Annotated in this window: 18 protein-coding genes; 2 read left to right on the forward strand and 16 right to left on the reverse strand. The window is 33.7% G+C overall.

Going from position 1 to position 21,148, the window contains the following annotated elements:
- Positions 1-226 precede the first annotated feature (226 nt).
- Positions 227-1,384 carry an amidohydrolase gene (locus SLH48_RS13115; RefSeq protein WP_320258560.1) on the forward strand — a complete coding sequence of 386 codons (1,158 nt, stop codon included), beginning with the start codon at positions 227-229 and terminating at the stop codon, positions 1,382-1,384.
- Positions 1,385-1,810: 426 nt separating this feature from the next.
- Here the strand turns inward: SLH48_RS13115 and SLH48_RS13120 are convergent, their stop codons facing one another.
- The 7 genes from SLH48_RS13120 to SLH48_RS13150 form a co-directional block, all read right to left on the reverse strand.
- Complete coding sequence (locus SLH48_RS13120; RefSeq protein ID WP_320258561.1) at positions 1,811-2,791, reverse strand: sodium:calcium antiporter; 981 nt, start codon at positions 2,789-2,791, stop codon at positions 1,811-1,813.
- Positions 2,792-2,908: 117 nt separating this feature from the next.
- Complete coding sequence (locus tag SLH48_RS13125) at positions 2,909-3,664, reverse strand: exodeoxyribonuclease III (RefSeq protein ID WP_320258562.1); 756 nt, start codon at positions 3,662-3,664, stop codon at positions 2,909-2,911.
- A 148-nt stretch (positions 3,665-3,812) separates the two neighbouring features.
- Positions 3,813-5,210 (reverse strand): DEAD/DEAH box helicase, encoded by a 1,398-nt coding sequence (locus tag SLH48_RS13130; RefSeq protein WP_320258563.1) that lies wholly within the window; start codon positions 5,208-5,210, stop codon positions 3,813-3,815.
- A 144-nt stretch (positions 5,211-5,354) separates the two neighbouring features.
- Positions 5,355-5,636 carry a DUF6509 family protein gene (locus SLH48_RS13135; RefSeq protein ID WP_320258564.1) on the reverse strand — a complete coding sequence of 94 codons (282 nt, stop codon included), beginning with the start codon at positions 5,634-5,636 and terminating at the stop codon, positions 5,355-5,357.
- 301 nt (positions 5,637-5,937) lie between these two features.
- Complete coding sequence (locus tag SLH48_RS13140; protein ID WP_413785421.1) at positions 5,938-6,714, reverse strand: divergent polysaccharide deacetylase family protein; 777 nt, start codon at positions 6,712-6,714, stop codon at positions 5,938-5,940.
- A 223-nt stretch (positions 6,715-6,937) separates the two neighbouring features.
- The gene (locus SLH48_RS13145; RefSeq protein WP_320258566.1) at positions 6,938-7,807 is read right to left on the reverse strand and encodes a cation diffusion facilitator family transporter; all 870 of its coding nucleotides are present in this window, start codon (positions 7,805-7,807) and stop codon (positions 6,938-6,940) included.
- A 123-nt stretch (positions 7,808-7,930) separates the two neighbouring features.
- Positions 7,931-9,310 (reverse strand): MFS transporter, encoded by a 1,380-nt coding sequence (locus SLH48_RS13150; protein ID WP_320258567.1) that lies wholly within the window; start codon positions 9,308-9,310, stop codon positions 7,931-7,933.
- 698 nt (positions 9,311-10,008) lie between these two features.
- Between SLH48_RS13150 and SLH48_RS13155 the strand changes: the two genes are divergently transcribed.
- Positions 10,009-10,485: an N-acetyltransferase gene (locus SLH48_RS13155; RefSeq protein WP_320258568.1), complete on the forward strand. Its 477-nt coding sequence runs from the start codon at positions 10,009-10,011 to the stop codon at positions 10,483-10,485.
- Between the two features lie 360 nt (positions 10,486-10,845).
- Here the strand turns inward: SLH48_RS13155 and SLH48_RS13160 are convergent, their stop codons facing one another.
- From SLH48_RS13160 to SLH48_RS13200, 9 genes are all read right to left on the reverse strand, one after another.
- Positions 10,846-14,400: a PKD domain-containing protein gene (locus SLH48_RS13160; protein ID WP_320258569.1), complete on the reverse strand. Its 3,555-nt coding sequence runs from the start codon at positions 14,398-14,400 to the stop codon at positions 10,846-10,848.
- 1,403 nt (positions 14,401-15,803) lie between these two features.
- Entirely contained in the window at positions 15,804-16,094 is a 291-nt protein-coding gene (locus tag SLH48_RS13165; RefSeq protein WP_320258570.1) for a hypothetical protein, read from the reverse strand.
- Positions 16,088-16,324, reverse strand: coding sequence for a helix-turn-helix transcriptional regulator (locus SLH48_RS13170; RefSeq protein WP_320258571.1), 237 nt, complete (start codon positions 16,322-16,324; stop codon positions 16,088-16,090). The genes SLH48_RS13165 and SLH48_RS13170 overlap by 7 nt, the downstream gene beginning before the upstream one ends.
- Positions 16,325-17,068: 744 nt before the next feature.
- Positions 17,069-17,473 (reverse strand): MaoC/PaaZ C-terminal domain-containing protein, encoded by a 405-nt coding sequence (locus SLH48_RS13175; RefSeq protein ID WP_320258572.1) that lies wholly within the window; start codon positions 17,471-17,473, stop codon positions 17,069-17,071.
- Complete coding sequence (locus SLH48_RS13180) at positions 17,470-17,919, reverse strand: MaoC family dehydratase N-terminal domain-containing protein (protein ID WP_320258573.1); 450 nt, start codon at positions 17,917-17,919, stop codon at positions 17,470-17,472. Before SLH48_RS13180 ends, SLH48_RS13175 begins: the two co-directional genes overlap by 4 nt.
- 24 nt (positions 17,920-17,943) lie before the next feature.
- Positions 17,944-18,708: a 3-oxoacyl-ACP reductase FabG gene (fabG, locus tag SLH48_RS13185; RefSeq protein ID WP_320258574.1), complete on the reverse strand. Its 765-nt coding sequence runs from the start codon at positions 18,706-18,708 to the stop codon at positions 17,944-17,946.
- Between the two features lie 29 nt (positions 18,709-18,737).
- Entirely contained in the window at positions 18,738-19,913 is a 1,176-nt protein-coding gene (locus tag SLH48_RS13190; protein ID WP_214484146.1) for an acyl-CoA dehydrogenase family protein, read from the reverse strand.
- Positions 19,914-20,440: 527 nt separating this feature from the next.
- Positions 20,441-20,722: a hypothetical protein gene (locus SLH48_RS13195; protein WP_214484147.1), complete on the reverse strand. Its 282-nt coding sequence runs from the start codon at positions 20,720-20,722 to the stop codon at positions 20,441-20,443.
- Positions 20,723-20,836: 114 nt separating this feature from the next.
- Positions 20,837-20,971, reverse strand: coding sequence for an FbpB family small basic protein (locus SLH48_RS13200; RefSeq protein WP_413785422.1), 135 nt, complete (start codon positions 20,969-20,971; stop codon positions 20,837-20,839).
- Positions 20,972-21,148 lie beyond the last annotated feature (177 nt).

Here is a 21,148-nt window from a genome sequence, read left to right on the forward strand (position 1 = left end):
AAACCTCATGCTAAAATTGCATCATTTTCGTTATATTTCGAGGAAACTTTTTTAGCACAGATTCTCATTTTCTTATAGTAAAATGACAGCAAACAGTTAATAGATTCGGCTGGTTGCAATCTATTTACAATATTTCAAATATCCATTATGATCAATAAGATATAGATAGAAAAATATGATTAATAGAACAATTAAGTTATTTTATTGATATTTTAGGAGGATTTTGATGTTAGCAATTACAAATGTGACTGGTTATATTGGTAATGGAACAAAATTAAGTGAAGGCACAATCATTGTTTCTGACGGGAAATTCGTAAAAATTGGAAATGATATTGCTATTCCTGATGGATGTGAGGTTGTGAATGCTAGAGGCCAAGTTATTACACCAGGTCTAATAGATGTCCATACACATTTAGGAATTCATGAAGAGGGAATTGGTAAAGAAGGACAAGATTACAACGAAGTAAGCGCAGCGTCAACTCCTCAAGTTCGAGCAATAGATGGTATTAATCCTATTGAAAAGGGATTTAATGATGCACGTCTTGCTGGAGTTACCACTGTCCAAATCATGCCCGGAAGTGCCAATGTAATCGGTGGTGAAATGGTTATCGTAAAAACGGTCGGCCATATCATTGACGAAATGGTAGTCAAAAGTCCGTCGGGATTAAAGGCTGCTCTGGGTGAAAATCCAAAACGCTTTCATGGTGGTAAAGGTATTTTGCCTATAACAAGAATGGGGACAGCTGCACTGTTAAGAGAAAAATTAATTGAGGCACAAAATTATATTGAAAATAGGAAAAAGGGCAAGGTTGATCGTAAACTTGAGCTAGAAAATATTGCAAAAGTACTTAATAAAGAAATTCCATTACGTGTTCATGCACATCGTGCTGATGATATAGTAACTGCATTACGTTTAAAAAATGAATTTGGCTTCGACCTTACGATTGAGCACTGTACAGAAGGTCATAAAATTGCTCCTTTCATTGCTAAGCATAATGTTCGTGTAGCTGTTGGACCTACAATGTCTTCTCGATCAAAAATTGAACTTGCTGATAAAGGTTGGCACACACTTCAAGCGTTAGCTAATGAAGATGTACCATTCTCTATTACTACAGATCACCCAGTTGTCGGCATAGACCACTTGATGACTAGTGCTATTTTAGCTGTGAAATATGGTTTAACAGAAGAGCTTGCATTAAAAGCTATTACGTTAAATGCTGCAAAACACTTAGGGTTGGAAGAAAAGATTGGATCTATTGAAGTTGGGAAAGACGCTGATTTCGTACTTTGGAGCGGAGACCCATTTGACTTAAGAAATAAAGTTGAGCAAACGTTTATCAACGGCAAGCTTGTGTACGCTGAAGAGCTTAGAATGAACGTCTAATTGATGTAGCTGATGCGTGATCAAATGACGTATTTACAAAATAATAGGATGCTTTTCGAGCTATGTAAATGAACACCTAAAATACGTTCGTGGCATTTTTTCTCGATAACCTAATATACTAATTTGGTTCTAAAAAAAAAGAGCCTGACAATAAAAACAAGCCTTCATCTGATTAATTTTGAAGGCTTGTTTTTTATTAGTTGTTCATTGTAGCTGAACACGCCTTTATTGTCTGCTTAAGTTTAACCTTCTGCTTAAGCTTCTTCTAGATGTATGTATCTAACGGAACTTGAAGTTAATTTTAATTATTGGTGTATTTTGAACGACAATAGCTGCATAAATTCAAGTATTACATTTAGACACTGAGGTATTGTCAAAAACATATATTCTTGTATTAATTTAAACAATAGCTATAAAGTGAGCCTATTATAATTTACTAAAAATAACATAACTAGTGATAAAATAACATATAACGACGAATAAACTTGGCAAAACGTATGTAACTTTATTTATAGAGCGTTCTCTTAATATTGCATAGTATGTGATGAATGAAAGGATAAGGGTTCCTAATACAGTATAAATATGGCTTGGACTAGAATAGAACAACAGACTACCACTTCTAAACATAACATCAGTAAACACTAAAATTAGTATGTTAAAGATATTACTACCGAGTATTGAACCAATCGCAAGGCCATAGTTTGCAAGCCGCACCGCAACGACAATAGACACTGCTTCCGGTAAACTCGTACTTGCTGCTACTAAAAATGATCCTATAAAGGAAGCCTCAATGCCGGTTAGTGTAGCTATTTGGTCTGCTGTAATAGTTAACAGGGTACCAAAAAGCAGAATAAGAAAAGCAGTCAATATGAAAGTTCGAACAGATTTTTTTAAAGATTCATGTGCATATTTAGTTGATTCTCCTTGAACTTCTACTTCTAGCTGTGGTTTTTTAACCTTTGATAACAGTACGATGCCTAATATATAAACACTAATTAACACAATCGTATCTATTCCAATTGAAAAGAAATGATTTGGGACTCTTATATAAAGTGATATAAAAATAATACTTGAAAGGGTCATTACAAGGACATTTGTATAACCATTTTCTTTGCTAGAGTAATTAAAAATCTGCTTATTTCGATACCAGAGATCTACGAGAGCTAGTATTAACAAATTAAATAAATTACTACCTAGTACATTTCCAGTTGCAATATCTGGATTTTCAATAAAAATAGAAGTCACACTCGTTGTGATTTCAGGTAACGATGTTGCTCCACCAAGCATTAACCCTAACACCGCTGCATTTAAAGTTGATTTTTCTCCAATAATATCAGCATGTTTTGACAACTGGACAGCTAGAAAGATAGTAAAACATGCAGCAATGAAAAAGAGAAAATATACCATAAGTTCGTCCACCTTCAATAAATTTACTTGTAAACAGTATTTCCAAATTGATCTAATACATTACTTAGTTAATTTATAATAAAAAATGACTTCATACAACTATTTTTAACTAACTTGTTACATATCCATTTCTAGTAAAACAGGGCAATGGTCACTTCCGGATATTTGTGAATGAATCTCTGAATCTAACATAATCGATTTAAGTTTATTGGATACGATAAAATAATCTATTCTCCATCCAATGTTTCTTTCTCTTACTTTGTTCAGATAGGACCACCAAGAATAAGCACCTTCCTTATTAGGGTAAAGAAATCTATAAGAATCAACAAAACCAGCATCAAGCAGATTTGTCATCTTTTCACGTTCTTCATCAGTGAATCCAGAGTTGCCCCTATTTGACTTAGGGTTCTTCAAATCGATATCTTTATGAGCTACATTAAGGTCTCCACATAGGATTACAGGTTTGATGTTATCTAATTCCAAAAGATAAGTTCTTATATTATCTTCCCATTGTAAACGATATTCAAGTCTTGCTAAATCTCTTTGAGCATTAGGAGTATAAACATTTACTAAATAAAATTTATCAAACTCTAATGTAATAATTCTACCTTCAGGCTCACTTTCATTATCTCCCACCCCATATGAGACAGATAGTGGCTTTATTTTGGTAAATATCGCTGTTCCAGAATAACCTTTTTTCAAAGCGTAGTTCCAATATTGAAAATATCCTGTTAAATCTAAGTCAATTTGACCGTGCTGTAATTTTGACTCTTGAATGCAAAAAATATCTGCATCAACCTCATTAAAATAATCTAAAAATCCTTTCTTTACACATGCCCTTATACCGTTAACATTCCATGAAACCAATTTCATATACTATTCCTCACCACTGTTTAACATTTTTTTGTTTGGATGGTTTTCACCTTTAAGATAAGCACAAACTTTTCAAAGTAGTAGTGTCTCACCACAGTAGTTTAACCTACACTCACGATCTCTTTTGAAGTACTTTGCTTAACATGACTTATTTTCTTCTCCCTTTTTGAGTAGCCTTCTTTTTGACATTCTTCTTCCGATGCAATTTTTTATTCGAACTAGTTTTAGAGCTATTCCTACTACCTTTAAATGTGGACCCAGACTCATCGTTATGAGTTTTTTGTGATTGCCTCGACCTTGAACTTTGCTTATTAGACTTAGTTGTTGATTTAGAATTGGATTCGTCCTTACTATCTTGACGAGAATATTTATTCTTATTAGTTCTGTTTGATTTATAATTTTTTTTCTTACCCTTGTCCTCGTTCTTCGTTATTTTACCTACGTTTTGTTTTTCTATCTTGATGTTTAGATCTTTTTCAATCATATCAAGGACTGGGCGATCATTAGAAGAGTAAAAGGTAATAGCCTCTCCTGGCATACCAGCTCTACCAGTTCTCCCAATTCTGTGAACGTAGCTTTCGGCATCCTGTGGTATATCATAGTTAAAAACATGAGTAACACCTTCTACATCAAGCCCTCTTGCTGCCACATCTGTTGCAATAAGCAATTGAAGCTGTACATCTCTAAACCGTTTCATCACTTGCTCTCTTTTTGCTTGTGATAAATCTCCGTGTAGTTCATCACATAAATATCCTTTTGATTTCAGTATGTCGTACAGCTTACTAACCCTTCTCTTCGTTCTACAAAAGATGACTGCTAAATATGGGCGACGAGTATCTATTAAATGGAAGAGTGTAGCTTGTTTGGCACGATCAATTGTATGTATTGCTATTTGTTTAACATTATCTGCTGGCCCTTGAATCTTTTCAACTTGAATGTATGTAGGGTCATGCATATATTTTGAAGCTAATTTTTTTATTTCTGTAGGTATTGTAGCAGAAAATAATAATGTTTGACGTTTATCAGGAGTCTCTTTAATGATTTCTTCTACTTCAGTTAGAAATCCTATATTCAACATTTGGTCGGCCTCATCAAGCACGAGAATATCTATTGTAGATAAATCAATCGTTTTTCTTTTAATATGATCTAAAAGGCGACCTGGCGTTCCAACGACGATTTGAGTGTTTTGTTTTAATTTTTTTAGCTGTTTATCTACCTCTTGTCCACCATATACTGCTAAAGCATGAACACCTTCTACATCCGCAATAAATTTTTCTAATTCAGCAGTAATTTGTAAGGCTAACTCTCGTGTTGGAGTTACAATAAGTGCTTGAATGTGTCCTTTTCTCGTATCAATCTTTTCTAAAATCGGTAACATGAACGCAATTGTTTTACCAGTCCCAGTTTGTGCTTGAGCTATAACATCTTTATTGTCGAGTATTTTTGGGATTGCTCGTTCCTGAATCGGTGTAGGTTGAACGATTCCTTCATTTGTTAATGTATTGATTAATGTATCTGAAAGGTTTAATGACAAAAAATCTTGCATTGCTATACCTGCTTTCTTTACGTGTTACGTTTTTTGTAATTAATTCAATGCTGTCTACCCTATGCACGAATGATATGAATGTCATGCTAAAAAGATGAAAGGACAGTACCCCTACTGAGATATCGCCCTTCTTAAACCCTAAATTTATTCAAAGTTTTGTTTGCAATAGTTTAATACTTGGATTTCTTCCTCTGCGTCTAAAGCCCAATCATAATATTTATTTGTGTTTTTTTCAAAAATCTGATATTGCGCAACTTTATAATCATCTTCATAAACTGCGAAGATGGCTTTTATATATAAACCTTCAGGACTAAATAAGTCATCATCTTCCACTACTTCAATATGTAAAAGAAATTCGTATCTATCTCCAACTAAGATCCCTGTAGGGTCTTTTAATTTTTCAACTGAATGACTAATAATATTCATTAATTCCTCTCCCTTATACTACCCCTGACTCAACTATTATAAATCAATAGACCGGATAATTTGTGTTGAGCTATAGCTAAACAATAGATAAAAATAGTTAAAGTCTATCATACATTTTACCATAAATCATAATCCAACGTTCTAATCTTCCCTATTTACATGTTTTTGTTTGGTGGTAAATGTTTTTTTAACCCTTCATAATAAAATTACTAACAGCATGGGTAAACAAACGTTAATCTTAATCCCATATCATTCAGGATAAAGTACACCCCGTAAAAAGAACAAGCTATGTGACTATTCCTTATTTAAATTCAAAATACTTATCATCAATTAGGTCAGATACTGGAACAATTTGAATGTTTCGTTCCTTAAATTGCTTCATTGATTGTGATATTCCAGTATAACAAACTTTACCTGTCTCACCAACATGCCCAATTGCTATTCCTACCCCGTACTCTTCTGCAACTTCTGCTAATTTTAACATTTGGTTCGTCACATGAGACACAGAGGATATATCATCTAGAAAAATATCTCTTTCTAGTAGTGGAACACCTAGCTCCTCAGCAATTTCGGGAAACTTAGAGTTTGGGCTTGTAACACTATCTACAATATACATGTTTTTTTGTTTAACAACTTCAACAATTGCTCTGACAATATCTTCATTTTCAACGACGAGAGAACCCATATGATTGTTTAAACCTTTTGCATAAGGTACACTTTCGATTGCTTCAGTTACTCTCTTTTTCACTTCCGATGGAGGTAGATCAATTGTTATGGGCTTTGGACCTAACCAAGATTTTTTTCCTTTCTTTGGCTGCATAGGTAAATGTACCATTATTTCAAACCCTTGTTGATGTGCCAACATCGCATGCTCTATTGAGTTATCAGCAAATGGCATAACAGCGACAGTAATTGGAATATCACCTTTCAAAAATTCCATCACTCCACCGTCTCCCCCACCAAAATCATCAATAATAATGGCTGACTTGATCTTCTCAGCTTCTCCATTTACATTATGAGTTGTTAACAAGCAAACAACAATAAAAAACGCACAAATAACAGCATTTTTCAAAATCATCCCACCTAATTATGTTAGTCATTTTATTATTCGTCGTTACCCATTTGCTATTCATGGACTTAAATGAACTTAACACATTAAAATGAATGAATTTTTGCTAATGACAGTGTTTGCTTATATAACGTGAAAGCTGTCGGAACTCGGTGTTAACATAATTATTTGTATATATTGTACTTGGTGGTTTTTTTGAATTCATAAACTGCTGTTTTTTTCGTTATAACCGTTAATTAGGCTCGACATGAACATGGATATCATATACCTCATGTTCATTTCTTAAGACATTTTCAACCATCGTTGATATATCATGTGCTTCACGAATATTTAGGTTAGAGTTAACAAGAATAACAATGTCTACTACAGCGTTATTCCCATACCTCCTTCCTCTAATCTCTTTTACCCCTTTTACGCCATATAAACTAAGAACTGTTTCTTTGTAACAGCTTATGAGCTCTTCATCAAAACCGTCTGTTAAATGTAGCGATGCATCTTGAAAAATCCCCCAAGCTGTTCTGCAAATAAGAATTGCAACTATAATTGCAGTGAGAGGATCTAACCACGGCAAATTAAGCTGTGAACCGACTATACCCACAGTTGTACCTATACTTACCCATGCATCGGATAAATTATCTTTAGCTGCAGCGAGGACGGCTTGACTCTTAATTTTCTTCCCTAAATTTCTATTGTATATGTATACAAAATACATGACTACTGCACTAAAAATTCCTGTCCATGCAGAAATCATGTCAGGGGATTGATGTTTGCCACTTACAACTGAGATTACAGCGTCATATAAAACTTGGACACCAACAAACATCATAATAAACGAAGCGACTAGTGAAGCTACTGTTTCTGCTTTCCAATGGCCATATGGATGATTTTTATCAGGTGGTTTTTGAGACAATTTTAGACCTATTAAGACTGCAACAGATGCTATGATATCCGTTGCATTATTTAGTCCGTCTGCGATTAAAGCTTGAGAATTTGCAGTGTTTCCTATAAATAACTTCAATGCTGATAAGCAGATATAAGCAATGATACTTATCACTGCTCCACGTTCACCCATTTTTAGTTCTTGATATTTTTGTTGCTCCATAATAACCCCTCCACTTATCTTACGTAACATCATAACAACTATACATCGTGTGGGTCTAGAGCAACCTTTTTTCCTTAAACTTTACTATTAATAGGCGTCAAAAAATGTTTCGCTTAGTAAAAATTAAGCTCCTTTTTCATTTGGAATTTTATGTCGTACGTACAGTGCAAACATAACAATTGCCAAAAGAAGCAGCAACGATAGAACAACAAAAATATTCCTATAACTTATCTCTGCTATTAATCCTCTATGTTGTTGCATCGTTAATAATATCCCTGTTAATGTTACACCAAAAGCGCCTCCAATGAATTGCGTCAATTGAGCCATTCCCATACCAGATCCTATTTCAGAACTAGGTAAAATCCTCGTTAATTCATTAGAAATACTTGAAGTAAGTGCAGAAAAACCAATACTCATGAACATATATGTTACAAGAATGAAGTATGGAGATATACTAGCTAGGATAGCAAACAAAACAGTCGCAATCATAAGAAACGTTTGTCCGAAAGTGATTAAAGGTATATTACCGAATTTATCTATTAATCGTCCAATAAACTGTGCAGCTACTGCAGATAAAATCGCACCAGGAAAAATGATCATCCCAATTGCAGCAGGCTCCATATTATACACATTTGCTAAAATAAGTGGTAGTAGGAATAAGGAGGCAAAGTGTATTATAAATGCAGAAAAAGCAATGAATAATAGCTTTAAATATTGTCTATTTTTAAGTAATGCAGGTTGAATAAATGGAAGTTCTGTTTTTCCTATATGTCTCCACATAATAAAAATTAACATAATTGTAATTATTAAAATGACATAAGAAAAAGTTGAAAGAAACAATAACAATCCAGTTACACATAAAGCGGTAAGAATTCCACCAATCGTATCAAACTTTACCTTTTTCACTTCTTCTTGAGGTAATAGTTTTAAAAAAATAGGAATAAACAGTAAAACAAGACCTGTGACAGCAAATAGATAATTCCAACCCAAATATTGCGTAATTGCCCCACCTATTACAGGGCCTAACCCAAAACCTAATGAAGCAGCCGATGAAATCAGTGCCATCGCTTTCCCTCTTCTAGAAAGTGGAATGTAACGACTTGCAATTACCATTGCAAGTCCTGGAACTGCCCCCGCACCAGCAGCTTGAAATATACGTGCCACAAGCAAAACTAAAAAGCTCTGAGAAAGAAACCCTAACACTGAAGCAACACCTAATATTATCAAGCCTATAAGTAACAGTCTTGAAATTGGAATATAGTCAGATAGTCGACTAAATGTTAACGTTGCAATAGCAAAAGACACTGAATATGCAGAGACAATCCAGGACGCTGAAGCAGAAGATAAAGATAAATCGTGTAACACACTCGGCAATGCTACATTAAACATCGTTGTATTCATCACAACAAGCCACACAGTAAAACTCCATATAAGGACAATTTTGTTTTCCTGTATCTGTTCATTGTGTGCCTGTTTGCTAGCTGGAACAGAAATTGAAGTCATTTAAACCCACCTTCACTTATTAAATTACTGATAGTTGTCAAAAGAACGAGAGTCATTTTACATCAAGGCTCTTTTGGTAAGCTTTGTTGCAATTGAGATAATTGAGGATAGCAGCAAAAATTTACGCCATTGACTTAATTTTAAATTGAGAACAGATGCCACGAACACTTGATTTTTAAGCATTGATCTCTTAGTGCGAACAGCAACAATCTATACGAAAACAGCCTTCATCAATATTAAATGTTCTATTATTACTATTCGCATGAACGACTTACTATTTCGAATAGATGAAATTTACGTATTCTTACTAATCATAAAGCGAAAAGATGGATTTTGAAAAGAATAATGCTTATAACGTCTGCTGCATTCATTAATCTACAGATCAGCTTCTAACATATCAGGTGATGACCCCATACCACCTAATTGAAAGATCCACCTATAAAGGCGGAGACTATAATTATTAAAACAAGCTTAGCTTAGCCTAGTTTTATGCTCTATTTATTCTTTTGTTTCGCCTGTTTTGTAAGATATTGTGGTTTTCAAATAATAAGGGAAAGAGTTTGTGGGATTTTATGTTAATGGTTAATATATAAAGAAAGTATTTTTTCTCAACTAAAGGATTGAATAGTTTAAGAGATATGCCAGTTTTAGGGTGAGGAATGGTAAAAGTAAGCTATCTTTAAGGGGGAAGAAAAAAGATGGATGTATCTATTCGAAACGCTGATATGAACGACTACGAGTTATTGTTGCCTTTATTTAGGCAAGTTCACAACCTCCACGTGCGTGCAAGACCAGATTTATACATTGACAATCCCAATCCAGTCGAGCAAGAATTCTTTGAACGTCAATTGAATGATGGTAAACAACATATTTTTGTGGCTACTATTGGCAAGGATATAGTTGGTGTTATAGTGACGAAGGAAGAAGAAATAACCGAAAATTCTTTTGTCAGAGCAAGGAAAATATTGGTTATAAACAGTTTATCAGTTGCTGAAACGCACCGGAAGAAAGGCATCGGAAAAAAGCTAACTAAATATGTTTTTAATTTCGGGAAAAGTCTCACAGTTGATAGTATCGAATTGGGAGTATCCGAGAAAAATATATCTGCCATTGAATTTTATAAGTCAATTGGAATGACTACAAAAAGCAGAAGAATGGAACTTAAATTTACCTAACAGCTGCTAACTATAAACGCAAGAAAGGGTATCTACGTAAACACATTTATATCATTCCAACACGTTAACAGTTATTACAACCAGTTAAAATAGCCACACGTGCACTTGTTCTAATAATTATTATATGGGAATTAGACGCTATCCATAATATTTAAGGAAAAAGAATTTTTTATAACATCAACAGTCACACACTCACCTTATACACGAAAAACTGCTGTTTTTTTTCACAATTGACTTTCAACTCTTTTTTCACTATATAGTATGCAATAGACCAAATCATTGAGTAGATTTGGTCTATTGCTTCTTTGTTAAACTTAAATTTATTTTCCTTTGTCTGTTTGGAAAGTTAAGATCACAAATCTATTTTGTGATTTGAATCGAATAATCGACTATTTCCTCCCCGGACCATGTATAAGCTATAATGTAGTACGTACCCATTGGAAGGTGAAAAACATTGTCACGAAGTGGCTCTGCTACAATTTCACCATTCTCATCCTCAACAACAACATTATAATTTCCACCGGAACGATTAAGGTTAATTGTCACTTCTCCATCATTCACCATATCAAAATAGTACCAATCAGTATGATCTCCTGCTTCATAATCAAGAGACCCAACAATACTGCCTTCAATGAAGTTGGCATTAGATTTTCGATTATTTGGCTCAGTTTCAGTTATTAGTACGTCATTATTAACAGTGATGCTCATTATTGTCACACTTGTTTCTCCAAAATCATCGGTAACAGTTAATTGCACATCAAATGAACCTACTTCTTCATAAACATGGGTTGGGTTTGGCACTGAACTCGTATGACCGTCACCAAAATCCCACTCATAAGAAGTTATCGATCCATCTTCATCATATGAATCACTACCATCGAACGCAACTGTTTCATTTACAACAACACTACTAGGTGCATTTATGATAGCTACTGGAGCAATATTTGTACTAGCATTGTCGTGAGATATTGATATTGTATAATCAGCAGATTCTCCAGACCATGTATAAGCGATCACATAATATCTCCCTGTGGATAGCGTCATTGTATTATTTCTTAGAGGCTGGCCAATCCGATTACCATTTTCATCTTCTACTATGGCATTTATTTCTCCACCTGTTTTTGTAACATTTACAACGATATCACCTGCTTCTTCAACATCAAAATAAAACCAGTCTGTATGATCTCCAGTTGCATAATCTAAAGAGCCCTTAATTTCACCTTCAACTTGTATGTTATTCGCAGCTGATTTTCGGTTATTTGGTTCCGTTTCTGTTCCTTCTTCATCAGATCCTTCTACAACTATCGTCTTAGTTGTAAATCCAGTAGCTCCTTCATTATCTGTTACCGATAATGTTACGACAAATGAGCCGGCTTCTTCATATATATGAATAGGATTTTCTTCTGAGCTTATGTTTCCATCTCCAAAATCCCATTCATAATTCACGATAGAACCGTCTTCATCATATGAATCACCACCTGTGAATAAGGTCGGTTCATTAACTACAACACTAGCAGGAGCATTAATCACTGCAATTGGCACACTGTTATTCGTTTCGCCTGCATAAATTCCATGCAAGACTACATCAAACTCAAATTGTCCATTTGAATTGACTCGATGATTTACAAAATAAGCAGTAACAGTTTTATAACCACTCCAAACACCACTATTATCTAGTTCACTTAATGCAGTATTCGTAGCATTATCCATCTCAGCAATATCAACAGCTTCGCCACGAGATGAGCTTTCACTAACGTATGTTCCTTCAAGCGTAAATGTTTCAAAGAAAGTCGATGATTTTGTTGTCACCTCAACATTATCTAAATTCATCAAATTAGTAATATCATTCTGAATTTGTCTTATAGACCTTTCAGGATGCTCGTATAAATACTCATCACCTACTAAAACAGTGCGGTACTCTCCATTCGTGTAATTTTCCCACATTTCATTCATATGTTGCTGGTATGCTGCTTCAACGGCATTGTCTTGAGAAAGATCATCTACATATTGCCTATACAAAGTTGAAGCTCTTTCAAAATCTTCGTTAGCTACAATTTCATTTAAATCATTTAAAATATATAAATAGTCTCCGTCGTTGCCGTTGACCATAAAATCATAGAAGCTGTAAGCATAATCATAATAATCAAAACCATATAAATCATAAGTAGCATTGATCACTTGTTCAACTGTAAACCGAGAGGCTGGGTCACCTATTTCCTCAACCATCACATTTCTACCGTCTACACCAGTTCTAGTAGAACCAGCGAAAAATTCAGCTCCGCCTTCGCCGAACCAAGGTAAATTGTTATTGTTATCGTACAAAGGAGTGTCAGCATAAAAACCTGGTATTAGAAATCTACTCATTAAGTAATGCGTATATTCATGTCGAAACAACTCTTCTAATTCAAACCTACTATCTCCTGCTGCAACACTTCTATCCCATGTGTAGAATAATCCTGCACTTTCTATATATCTACCACCATTTTCAACACTATAATCATTATTTAATAAGCCATTCATAAGTTGGTATTCAAATTTGCTGTTATACACAATTGATAATAAGTTGTCATCAGGATTTCCAGGTCCGTCGGCTGGATTATCGGTTCCAGAAAACCTATGAAACTGTGACTTAACTTCTCTTGCTGCCCAATACATTCTTTTTATTTTGTCCTCTGGTACGTCATCTCCTGCCCAAATTGTAAACTCACCAGCTTCAAACACATATTCATTACCGAAATATCGATCAACAAATGAATCATAAGGAGCTACTCTTGCTACAGTTGTTCCATTTGCATCTATGCCATCATATTGCCAATAAATATGATAAAGAGCTAAATATTCCCTTGCTCCCCATCTATTGTATACTGTATCAAGAGCTTCTGTAATAGCCTCATAGCCATAATATTCATTTGAATGATATCCACCTACGTTAAAATGAAGGATCAGCCACATAGTGTTGTCTAATGCCCATACTAAACGGTAATCTTCTTCCATCTCGTAAATAAAACGAGTTATTTGTTCTATTAAATAATCTAAACCAGCGTTAAACTCCCAACCTGTTGTCCCATAGTTATATTTTGTTTGCCAATCAAGTGAATAAATAAATTCTATATAAGCATCAATTGCTTCATCATAGTCGGCATACAATGTTAAATTAGAAGTAAACTCACGAACAACATCACCAAATTTATAGTACATATCACTATCTGTAACCGCATGATTTAAAAACCAGCTTAATTGGGTGATCAAGTAGTTGCCTTCAGCCGTGTCACTAAAACCAACATTACGATTGTCTAAAACTGCATTGATCGCTGGATTTACTTTCTCTCGATACTCCAAGTCTTCATAAAAGCTTAATTCACTATATTCATCTGATTTATAAAAAGGTCTGTTTGCCATCTCTATAAGATTGATTAAACCTACATCATTTGTTTCTCTCCACTGAGGAGCTTGTTGTACGATTGCATCTAATAATGCTTGATGGCGACTTTCATCAACATAAAAGTCAACAGCATCTGAGCTAAACGTCCAAAAATCCTCTATATCATCGACGCTATTAAGATCATATATTAGGTAGTCTATTAAACTGTCATAGGACAAATTATTTAAATAAGCAAAATCTATAACTGTGCTAGTTGCTGATATAACATTTTTTTCGATGTTATTAGATTTTATTGATCGAACCGTATTATGAACATCATTGTGTTCATACACGCTACTCAAATCTGAAAATGTCAAATCGCTATATCCAGGTGCATGTTGTAACGGCTTTTTTATTTCCTCTCTTCCCTTGACGATAGAAGCATGATCATTATTAATTGAGTTGGCTTGAGTAAGGGAACCTGTCGATAACATAACAGTAAATACAAGGATAATGCTAGTAATTTTGTACATGACCTTTCGTTTTTTTGACAACATAATTCCTCCTTTTTGTATAGTTATTCTTTTTTCTTAATTTTCTGTTTTTTTAAAATGCAACATATTTACTTAATAAGTGTAAACATACCGTAATCAATTCCTAGGACTAGGACTTGGAATCAATCACATGAATACGTCGTAACTCCTCCCCCCAATCAACAAAAAATATAAAACCGAACAACACCTCTTTTCTAATATTTAGACAACAATACCGATGATTGTTCGCCTTGTTAATATAAAATTGCAATTGATATACCAAAACTATCGCAACAACTAAAAATTACTACATTTGAACTACATAAAAAAAAGGAAATAAAATGTCATTATTTCCAATGAGACTTATGTATGATATTTAATTATGTACTTGAAAGAAGTTAAATATGATGTGTAAATTTTTATACATTGTTATGTATAAAAACATATACATGACTGACGTATGATAGAATATAACCTTAAGTCAACATTCAGCTATTAATAAGATTGAATGAAAAATATCAAATAGCATGCTTCTTAGAATGACACAATAAAAAAAAGAGTAACTAGTACTCCATATATGATCCAATACTATACATATTAGCTTCAAAACATTTATCAAATGACACCTAGTTGCCAATTTTAGTTTTTTATATGGCTCTTTTTTTAAACTTCACTTACAATTGAGAAAACTGATGTCAATTATTTAACTTTTTTAGCCTAATTAAAGATACCTCGACCTAATTGCGTTTAATTCTTATAATGAAAAGCGACATAATGTCTTCATTCCTACAATAGATGCGAAACAATTCATTATAACACCTTAAGTATACAATGTCCTTACTTCAAACTAACTTTTGTTTTGTGTTAAATTATCTGATCATATAATGAAATATTACCCCTTAGGCAAAACAATTTTTCTAGATTTGATGAACTCTTCCGTTACAAATGAATATAAGAAGTGGTAGTACCAAAAAAAGATTCTCTATATGTAGTCTCCTCTGCATATAGAGATTGAGAAAAATAGCTACTAAGCTCATTATGATAAGATAATAATATATAAAGTAAGTCGCCTCGAATGCCACATGCATATCATATAACGATCCAAATCGTTCTCATTTTAAATGTCAATTACTAATATTAAAACCCCAATAACGATTGAAAATTGGAAACACCCATTTATCTTACTAATAGATCTTGATGGAAAACGAACCTATGTCTCTCATTTTCATAAAAGGACTGTTTCAGTAATAATGTAAAACATATACAGTTATTGCTACTATAACTTGATTTCTCTCTAGCTAGTAACTTAGTTTACGGTCATATAAAGCTTCATCACACAATCAACATAACCCTATGTATGCAAGGTTAAGAGTTTATAACTCTTGCAATCTTGTATAATTATACTTAATGAAAATGGCTATTATTTATACTTTTCTTTTATAGTAGACAATAACACTTCCTTGAATAATGCATGTAACAAGAATTACTACCCACAAACTATCACGGTAGATTTCGAGTGATAAAGGCTGAATATATTTATGAAATAATTCAATTATTAACCAGCCTATTAAAAATATTGGAAATGATCTCTTATACGATATATTAGAAATATGTATTCCTCTTTCGTCTTTTCCTTCTTCTCCCCATATAAACTTTAAAGAAATATACAAGAAAATAATAAATAATGGAGTTAACAAAAATCCAACTTCTAACACGATTCCTCTCCCTTTCGATTATATTGAAAAACTTCATTTATATCTTTATTAAATAACAATGAAATTTCGTAAGCTAATTTTAACGAGGGATTATAACGGTTATTTTCAATCGAAATAATGGTTTGTCGACTTACTCCTAGTTTATTAGCAACCTCCTTTTGTGACCATTTCTTTTCTGCTCGTAGGATAGATAGACGGTTTTCGAGATAACCTGTTTCCTTTAATACCAAATTAATCACTCCGTATACGAATTACTCAGCTTAAGAGTAATATATTTTTTACTTTAGGTCAAGAATACTTTACTTTTTGGTATATATTTGTATGAAATAGAAATACATAAATCACTATTCGTAAACTTTGTTGCTTCTTTCACTTACATTAAGAGTAACTGATGTTGTTAAGGGTCTTAGAAAGGACTAGTTACCCCAAACATTAGTTATATTCAGGTATAGCTCAATTATAAAAAAAACAATTAATGCTATAAAAACCTTTCATGCTGACAACATGATCATCTAAAACATAATTTATAAAAAATGACGAAGAGTTATATAAATAAGGAATCTCAATTATATCGTTGCAAAAAATGAGGGAAGGTAGGTTCGAGGCGCCAATTTATTGGGGTCTTTTTATTAGGCTGTTTTCGCATTGATTGTTGCTTTTCGTTCAAAGATATTAGCACGTATATATCTAGCCTTCGTTGCATCTTTTCTACTTATACAATCATAAAAATCGTAATATAGTCCATTTTTAATTAAAATACAAACAAAGTTTACAAAAAGAGCCCTTTATTAATAATCATAGAACAGCTTGTATCGGTCAACGCGTTAGACGTCGTATCTGTCAACAATACAGATATTGTTCAAGTAAAAAAACCAAATAAAAAATAGATAAAGTAATATTCTTTACCTTATCTATTAAAAAATTTACAGATAATTATATTATCGGGATAATGAAGATTCAACACAATCATGCTTTTAAACATAAGTATTGAATTTAACTTTCCCTTTTATCACTTCATGTTTATGTTGATTGAATGCCACCACTCCAAAATGCAAATTATTGTTCTCACGATCCATTAATGTTGCCTTTAATGTAATTATATCGTTTATGAAAACCATACTTTTAAAGCGAATTGAATAGTCTTGAATATAACCATCTAGCAAAAAAGGGCTAAATAACTTAGATAAATTCCCCATCGTCCACATCCCATGAGCAATAATCCCTGGTAAACCTGCTTTTTGAGCTTCTTCATCAATCGTATGAATTGGATTGTAGTCACCTGAAGCACCAGCATATTTAATTAAATTTAAACGAGAAACAGGTGGTAATTCGACATCACTCAGTGCATCCCCCACCTTAAGTTCCATCAATTCTATCACCTGTTCATCTCCTTTCGTAAGGCAGCATTAAAAACAATCGTTGACTTAGCAGTAAATACAATGTTACCGCTTACATCTTCTCCGTAGCTTTTGAGCACTAAGAAGCCCAGCTCTCCACTATTGCTCGATTTATCATAAGAATCCTCTACTTCCTGATAACAAAGTATCTCTTCATTAACAAGTAGTGGCCTTTCATAATGATACAATTCTTCTCCGTGGATCAGCCCTTTCTTAGGGAGCTGCAAACCTTCAATTACACCATAATTTAATACTCTTGGAAACGTTACTGGTGCAATATTAGTTTTGTATCGAGATTCCGTCCCTACTTTCTCATCTACAAAAATAGGATGAGGATCACCAATTGCCTCAGCAAATTTTTTGACAGCTCCTCTTTCAATGGTGTTTCTATGTTTTTTAGAACGCTTGCCGATTAATTTTCTAAACAAACTATAACACCCCACAATGACTCGTTAATTTTTTGGGCCTCCAGCGACGTAGATGACTTGGCCATTTACAAATGATGATTTTTCATCTGCAAAAAATGTTACAGCATTCGCAATATCACTCGGCTTACCAGTCCTTCCAACAGGGATCGTTGCTATACTAGCCTGTATTAAATCTTCAAACGATATACCAATCCTTCTAGCTGTTTCTTTGGTCATTTCCGTTTCTATGAATCCTGGTGCAACTACATTTGCAGTAACTCCATATTTACCCAATTCAATAGCTAGTGTTTTCGTAAATCCTTGTAAACCAGCCTTGGCAGCTGCATAATTTACTTGCCCACGATTTCCTAGTGCAGAAGTTGAAGATATATTAATAATTCGCCCATAATTATTTTTCACCATATGTTTTTGAGCAGCACGAGTGACATTAAATGATCCTTTTAAATGAACATCCATAACGGTCTGCCAATCATCATCAGTCATTTTAAATAATAAATTGTCACGAATAACGCCTGCGTTGTTTACAAGTATATCTATCGATCCATATTTGTTATATACTTCATCAATCGTTGCATTTACGGCAATAGGATCAACAACATTAACGACTTTTGAAAAAACTTCGAATCCTTTTTCCTGAAATTGCTGAGAAGCTTCATATAATGCTTCTTCATTTATATCAAAAATAGCTACTTTTGCACCTTCCGCAGCAAATTGTTCAACAATGCTTTTTCCTATTCCTCTACTTCCACCTGTGACAATTGCTACTTGATTATGAAACCTTCCTGACATGAGTTATATCTCCTTCCCAAAAAATCTTCTTAACCGAATTGTCCTACTTTTACATGGCCTTTTAATAGATTTCTAGAAATGATTAAGCGCTGTATTTCATCTGTTCCATCAAAAATCCTCCAGAGCCGTGCCTCACGGTACCACCTTTCTATTGGGAGCTCCTTCGTATATCCCATACCACCATGAATTTGCAGCACACGATCAACTACTCTATTCCCCATATTTGCTCCGTATAGTTTTGCGATAGACGCTGCATGACGATTGTCTTCACCTTGGTCCAGTGTAAATGCTGCATTTAGCACAAGCCAGCGTGCAGCTTCAATTTCAACAGCACAATCGGCAATTTGCCATTGAATAGCTTGTCTTGTAGCAATCGGTTTCCCAAATGTCTCCCTCTCTTTAGCATAATCAATAGCCATCTGAAGCAGTCTTTCAGAAGCACCTACTGCACGTGCCCCAACTATCCATCTTGCAAAGCCTATCCACTCCAAGCCTAACTTATAGCCTCCATTAATCTCTCCAAGGATATTCTCTTCTGGTACACGTACATTTTCAAAAACTAAACTTGCAGGGCCACCTTCTCCCATCGTTAAAATTTCTTCTGATCTCCAGCCCATGTCTCTGTCAACAATAAAACACGTCACCCCATCTCTTCCTGTTGCTTGATGCATTTCTTTGTCAGTAATAGCAATAACCATAACAAAATCAGCATCATTACCACCTGTAATAAACGTCTTTTCTCCATTTAAAACCCATTCATTTCCTTCTTTAACCGCTGTCATTTTTATGTTTCTCGTATCTGAGCCTGCACTTGGTTCTGTTATGGCAAAACACGATTTTTTCTCCCCATCAATAGTAGGAATTAAATACTTTTTCTTTTGTTCCTCATTTGCGTAATATAGAATGATGTCCGCAGAGCCACCAAACATGAAAGGTACAAAAGTTTTTGACACTTCCATAAGAACAATTGCTAACATCATCTGCCCTAGGTCTGCTCCTCCATATTCCTTTGGCGTACTTATACCCCAAAAACCAGCTTCTTTCGCCTTTAATTGAAGCTCTTTCAATTTACTAGCAGGAAGACCTGGCTTACCTGCACGTTCATTTCTGAGAACGTCGTTTTCAAGAGGAATTAATTCTTTTTCAACAAATTTTCTAATAGTTTTTTGAACCATCTTCTGCTCATCGGTTAATCTTAAATTCATAAAATCAACTCCATATTATATTTTTTGAATTTTCCGAATTAATAAGCTATAGTACCCCGTTTAAATAGTGTAATATATTTTTTCGTTTACATGAAAATAATCATTCATATTCTATATTTTTGCGAGAGAAGTAGAGAGCGTTAATGCACAGTTTATTAAGAGGCAGCCTCCTTTCACTTATTAACAGGCTCTTTGCGTCATATTTGTTGTTAAGTATCTAAATAGGCATAGCAACAATTGTATTAATTTAGCAAGTTGACATCAATTTTAAAATTTAAAATAGCAAAGATACCACGAACGATCATTATAAGTTTTACATCCTTTGGTATGAAGGAAAATATCATGCGTAGGTAGCCTATTAAAAAGTACTATAATAATGGATTCTATATTTTTGACTTTACACCTTTAAAAAAGTTGTTACTATTTTGACATACCCTACTATATAATTATATTTTCTCTATTAAAAAAACATTACCTTAATCGTTAATAATTTCACATTAAGGTAATGTAGACGCTACTGAGTATGCTTAAATTGTCGTAAAGGTAATTTTGTAAGTTTTTCTTTCCATTTTTACTGTAACAATTAAGTTTTCTAAAAATTGTTTAATGTTAGAGTACGCCAGATAATCATCCGCTGTTGTAACACTAAAAAAAGATTGTTTTACATTAGTTTGGCCCATAGGTTCAATGGTTGTCTCAGCTAATACTTTACGGCAAGCATTCAACTTACCAGTGCCACCACATGTTTCGCAAAATTGTATCGTACCTTTACAACCACACGGAACAACTTTTATCCTTTCAATCGCCATATTGATTCTCTCCTATCACAATTTAATTACTAGCTCTATCCATCATTTTAATTAACCAAGCATGTTAAATATCTTGCTTCCGACGCCAGTCATTTTGTTGCATTTACAAATGTTTTACTTATTTCCAACATGCTTCTTATCAATGCGTTTCTCGATTTTGGCAATAGTATCCTTGTCTTTAAGAAGTTCTTCTTTGTTTTGTCTAATTAGTTGTGCTAACGGCATTTTTACTTTTTTCAATACATTCACTCACCTTTCAATTAGTTTTTCTTATTAAAGGTCAATATAATATTTTTTTAAACGATTATGATACTGTAGAAAATTATCGTGTTATGTCATGTATAGTAGATCAATATTTTTACATTTCTTCACTCCACTTTTGTACTACCTATCAAAAAAAACCTTTACCAGAGTGGTAAAGGTTTT

Origin of the sequence: Cytobacillus sp. IB215316, assembly GCF_033963865.1 — a bacterium.
Classification (GTDB): Bacteria; Bacillota; Bacilli; order Bacillales; family SM2101; genus Nanhaiella; species Nanhaiella sioensis.

What these genes read in the sequence shown, in the direction of transcription:
- SLH48_RS13115 (WP_320258560.1), top strand. Translation starts at nt 227, where the DNA reads ATGTTAGCAATTACAAATGTGACTGGTTATATTGGTAATGGAACAAAA.
- SLH48_RS13120 (WP_320258561.1), bottom strand. Translation starts at nt 2,791, where the DNA reads ATGGTATATTTTCTCTTTTTCATTGCTGCATGTTTTACTATCTTTCTA.
- SLH48_RS13125 (WP_320258562.1), bottom strand. Translation starts at nt 3,664, where the DNA reads ATGAAATTGGTTTCATGGAATGTTAACGGTATAAGGGCATGTGTAAAG.
- SLH48_RS13130 (WP_320258563.1), bottom strand. Translation starts at nt 5,210, where the DNA reads ATGCAAGATTTTTTGTCATTAAACCTTTCAGATACATTAATCAATACA.
- SLH48_RS13135 (WP_320258564.1), bottom strand. Translation starts at nt 5,636, where the DNA reads ATGAATATTATTAGTCATTCAGTTGAAAAATTAAAAGACCCTACAGGG.
- SLH48_RS13140 (WP_413785421.1), bottom strand. Translation starts at nt 6,714, where the DNA reads ATGATTTTGAAAAATGCTGTTATTTGTGCGTTTTTTATTGTTGTTTGC.
- SLH48_RS13145 (WP_320258566.1), bottom strand. Translation starts at nt 7,807, where the DNA reads ATGGAGCAACAAAAATATCAAGAACTAAAAATGGGTGAACGTGGAGCA.
- SLH48_RS13150 (WP_320258567.1), bottom strand. Translation starts at nt 9,310, where the DNA reads ATGACTTCAATTTCTGTTCCAGCTAGCAAACAGGCACACAATGAACAG.
- SLH48_RS13155 (WP_320258568.1), top strand. Translation starts at nt 10,009, where the DNA reads ATGGATGTATCTATTCGAAACGCTGATATGAACGACTACGAGTTATTG.
- fabG (WP_320258574.1), bottom strand. Translation starts at nt 18,708, where the DNA reads ATGTCAGGAAGGTTTCATAATCAAGTAGCAATTGTCACAGGTGGAAGT.
- SLH48_RS13190 (WP_214484146.1), bottom strand. Translation starts at nt 19,913, where the DNA reads ATGAATTTAAGATTAACCGATGAGCAGAAGATGGTTCAAAAAACTATT.
- SLH48_RS13195 (WP_214484147.1), bottom strand. Translation starts at nt 20,722, where the DNA reads ATGGCGATTGAAAGGATAAAAGTTGTTCCGTGTGGTTGTAAAGGTACG.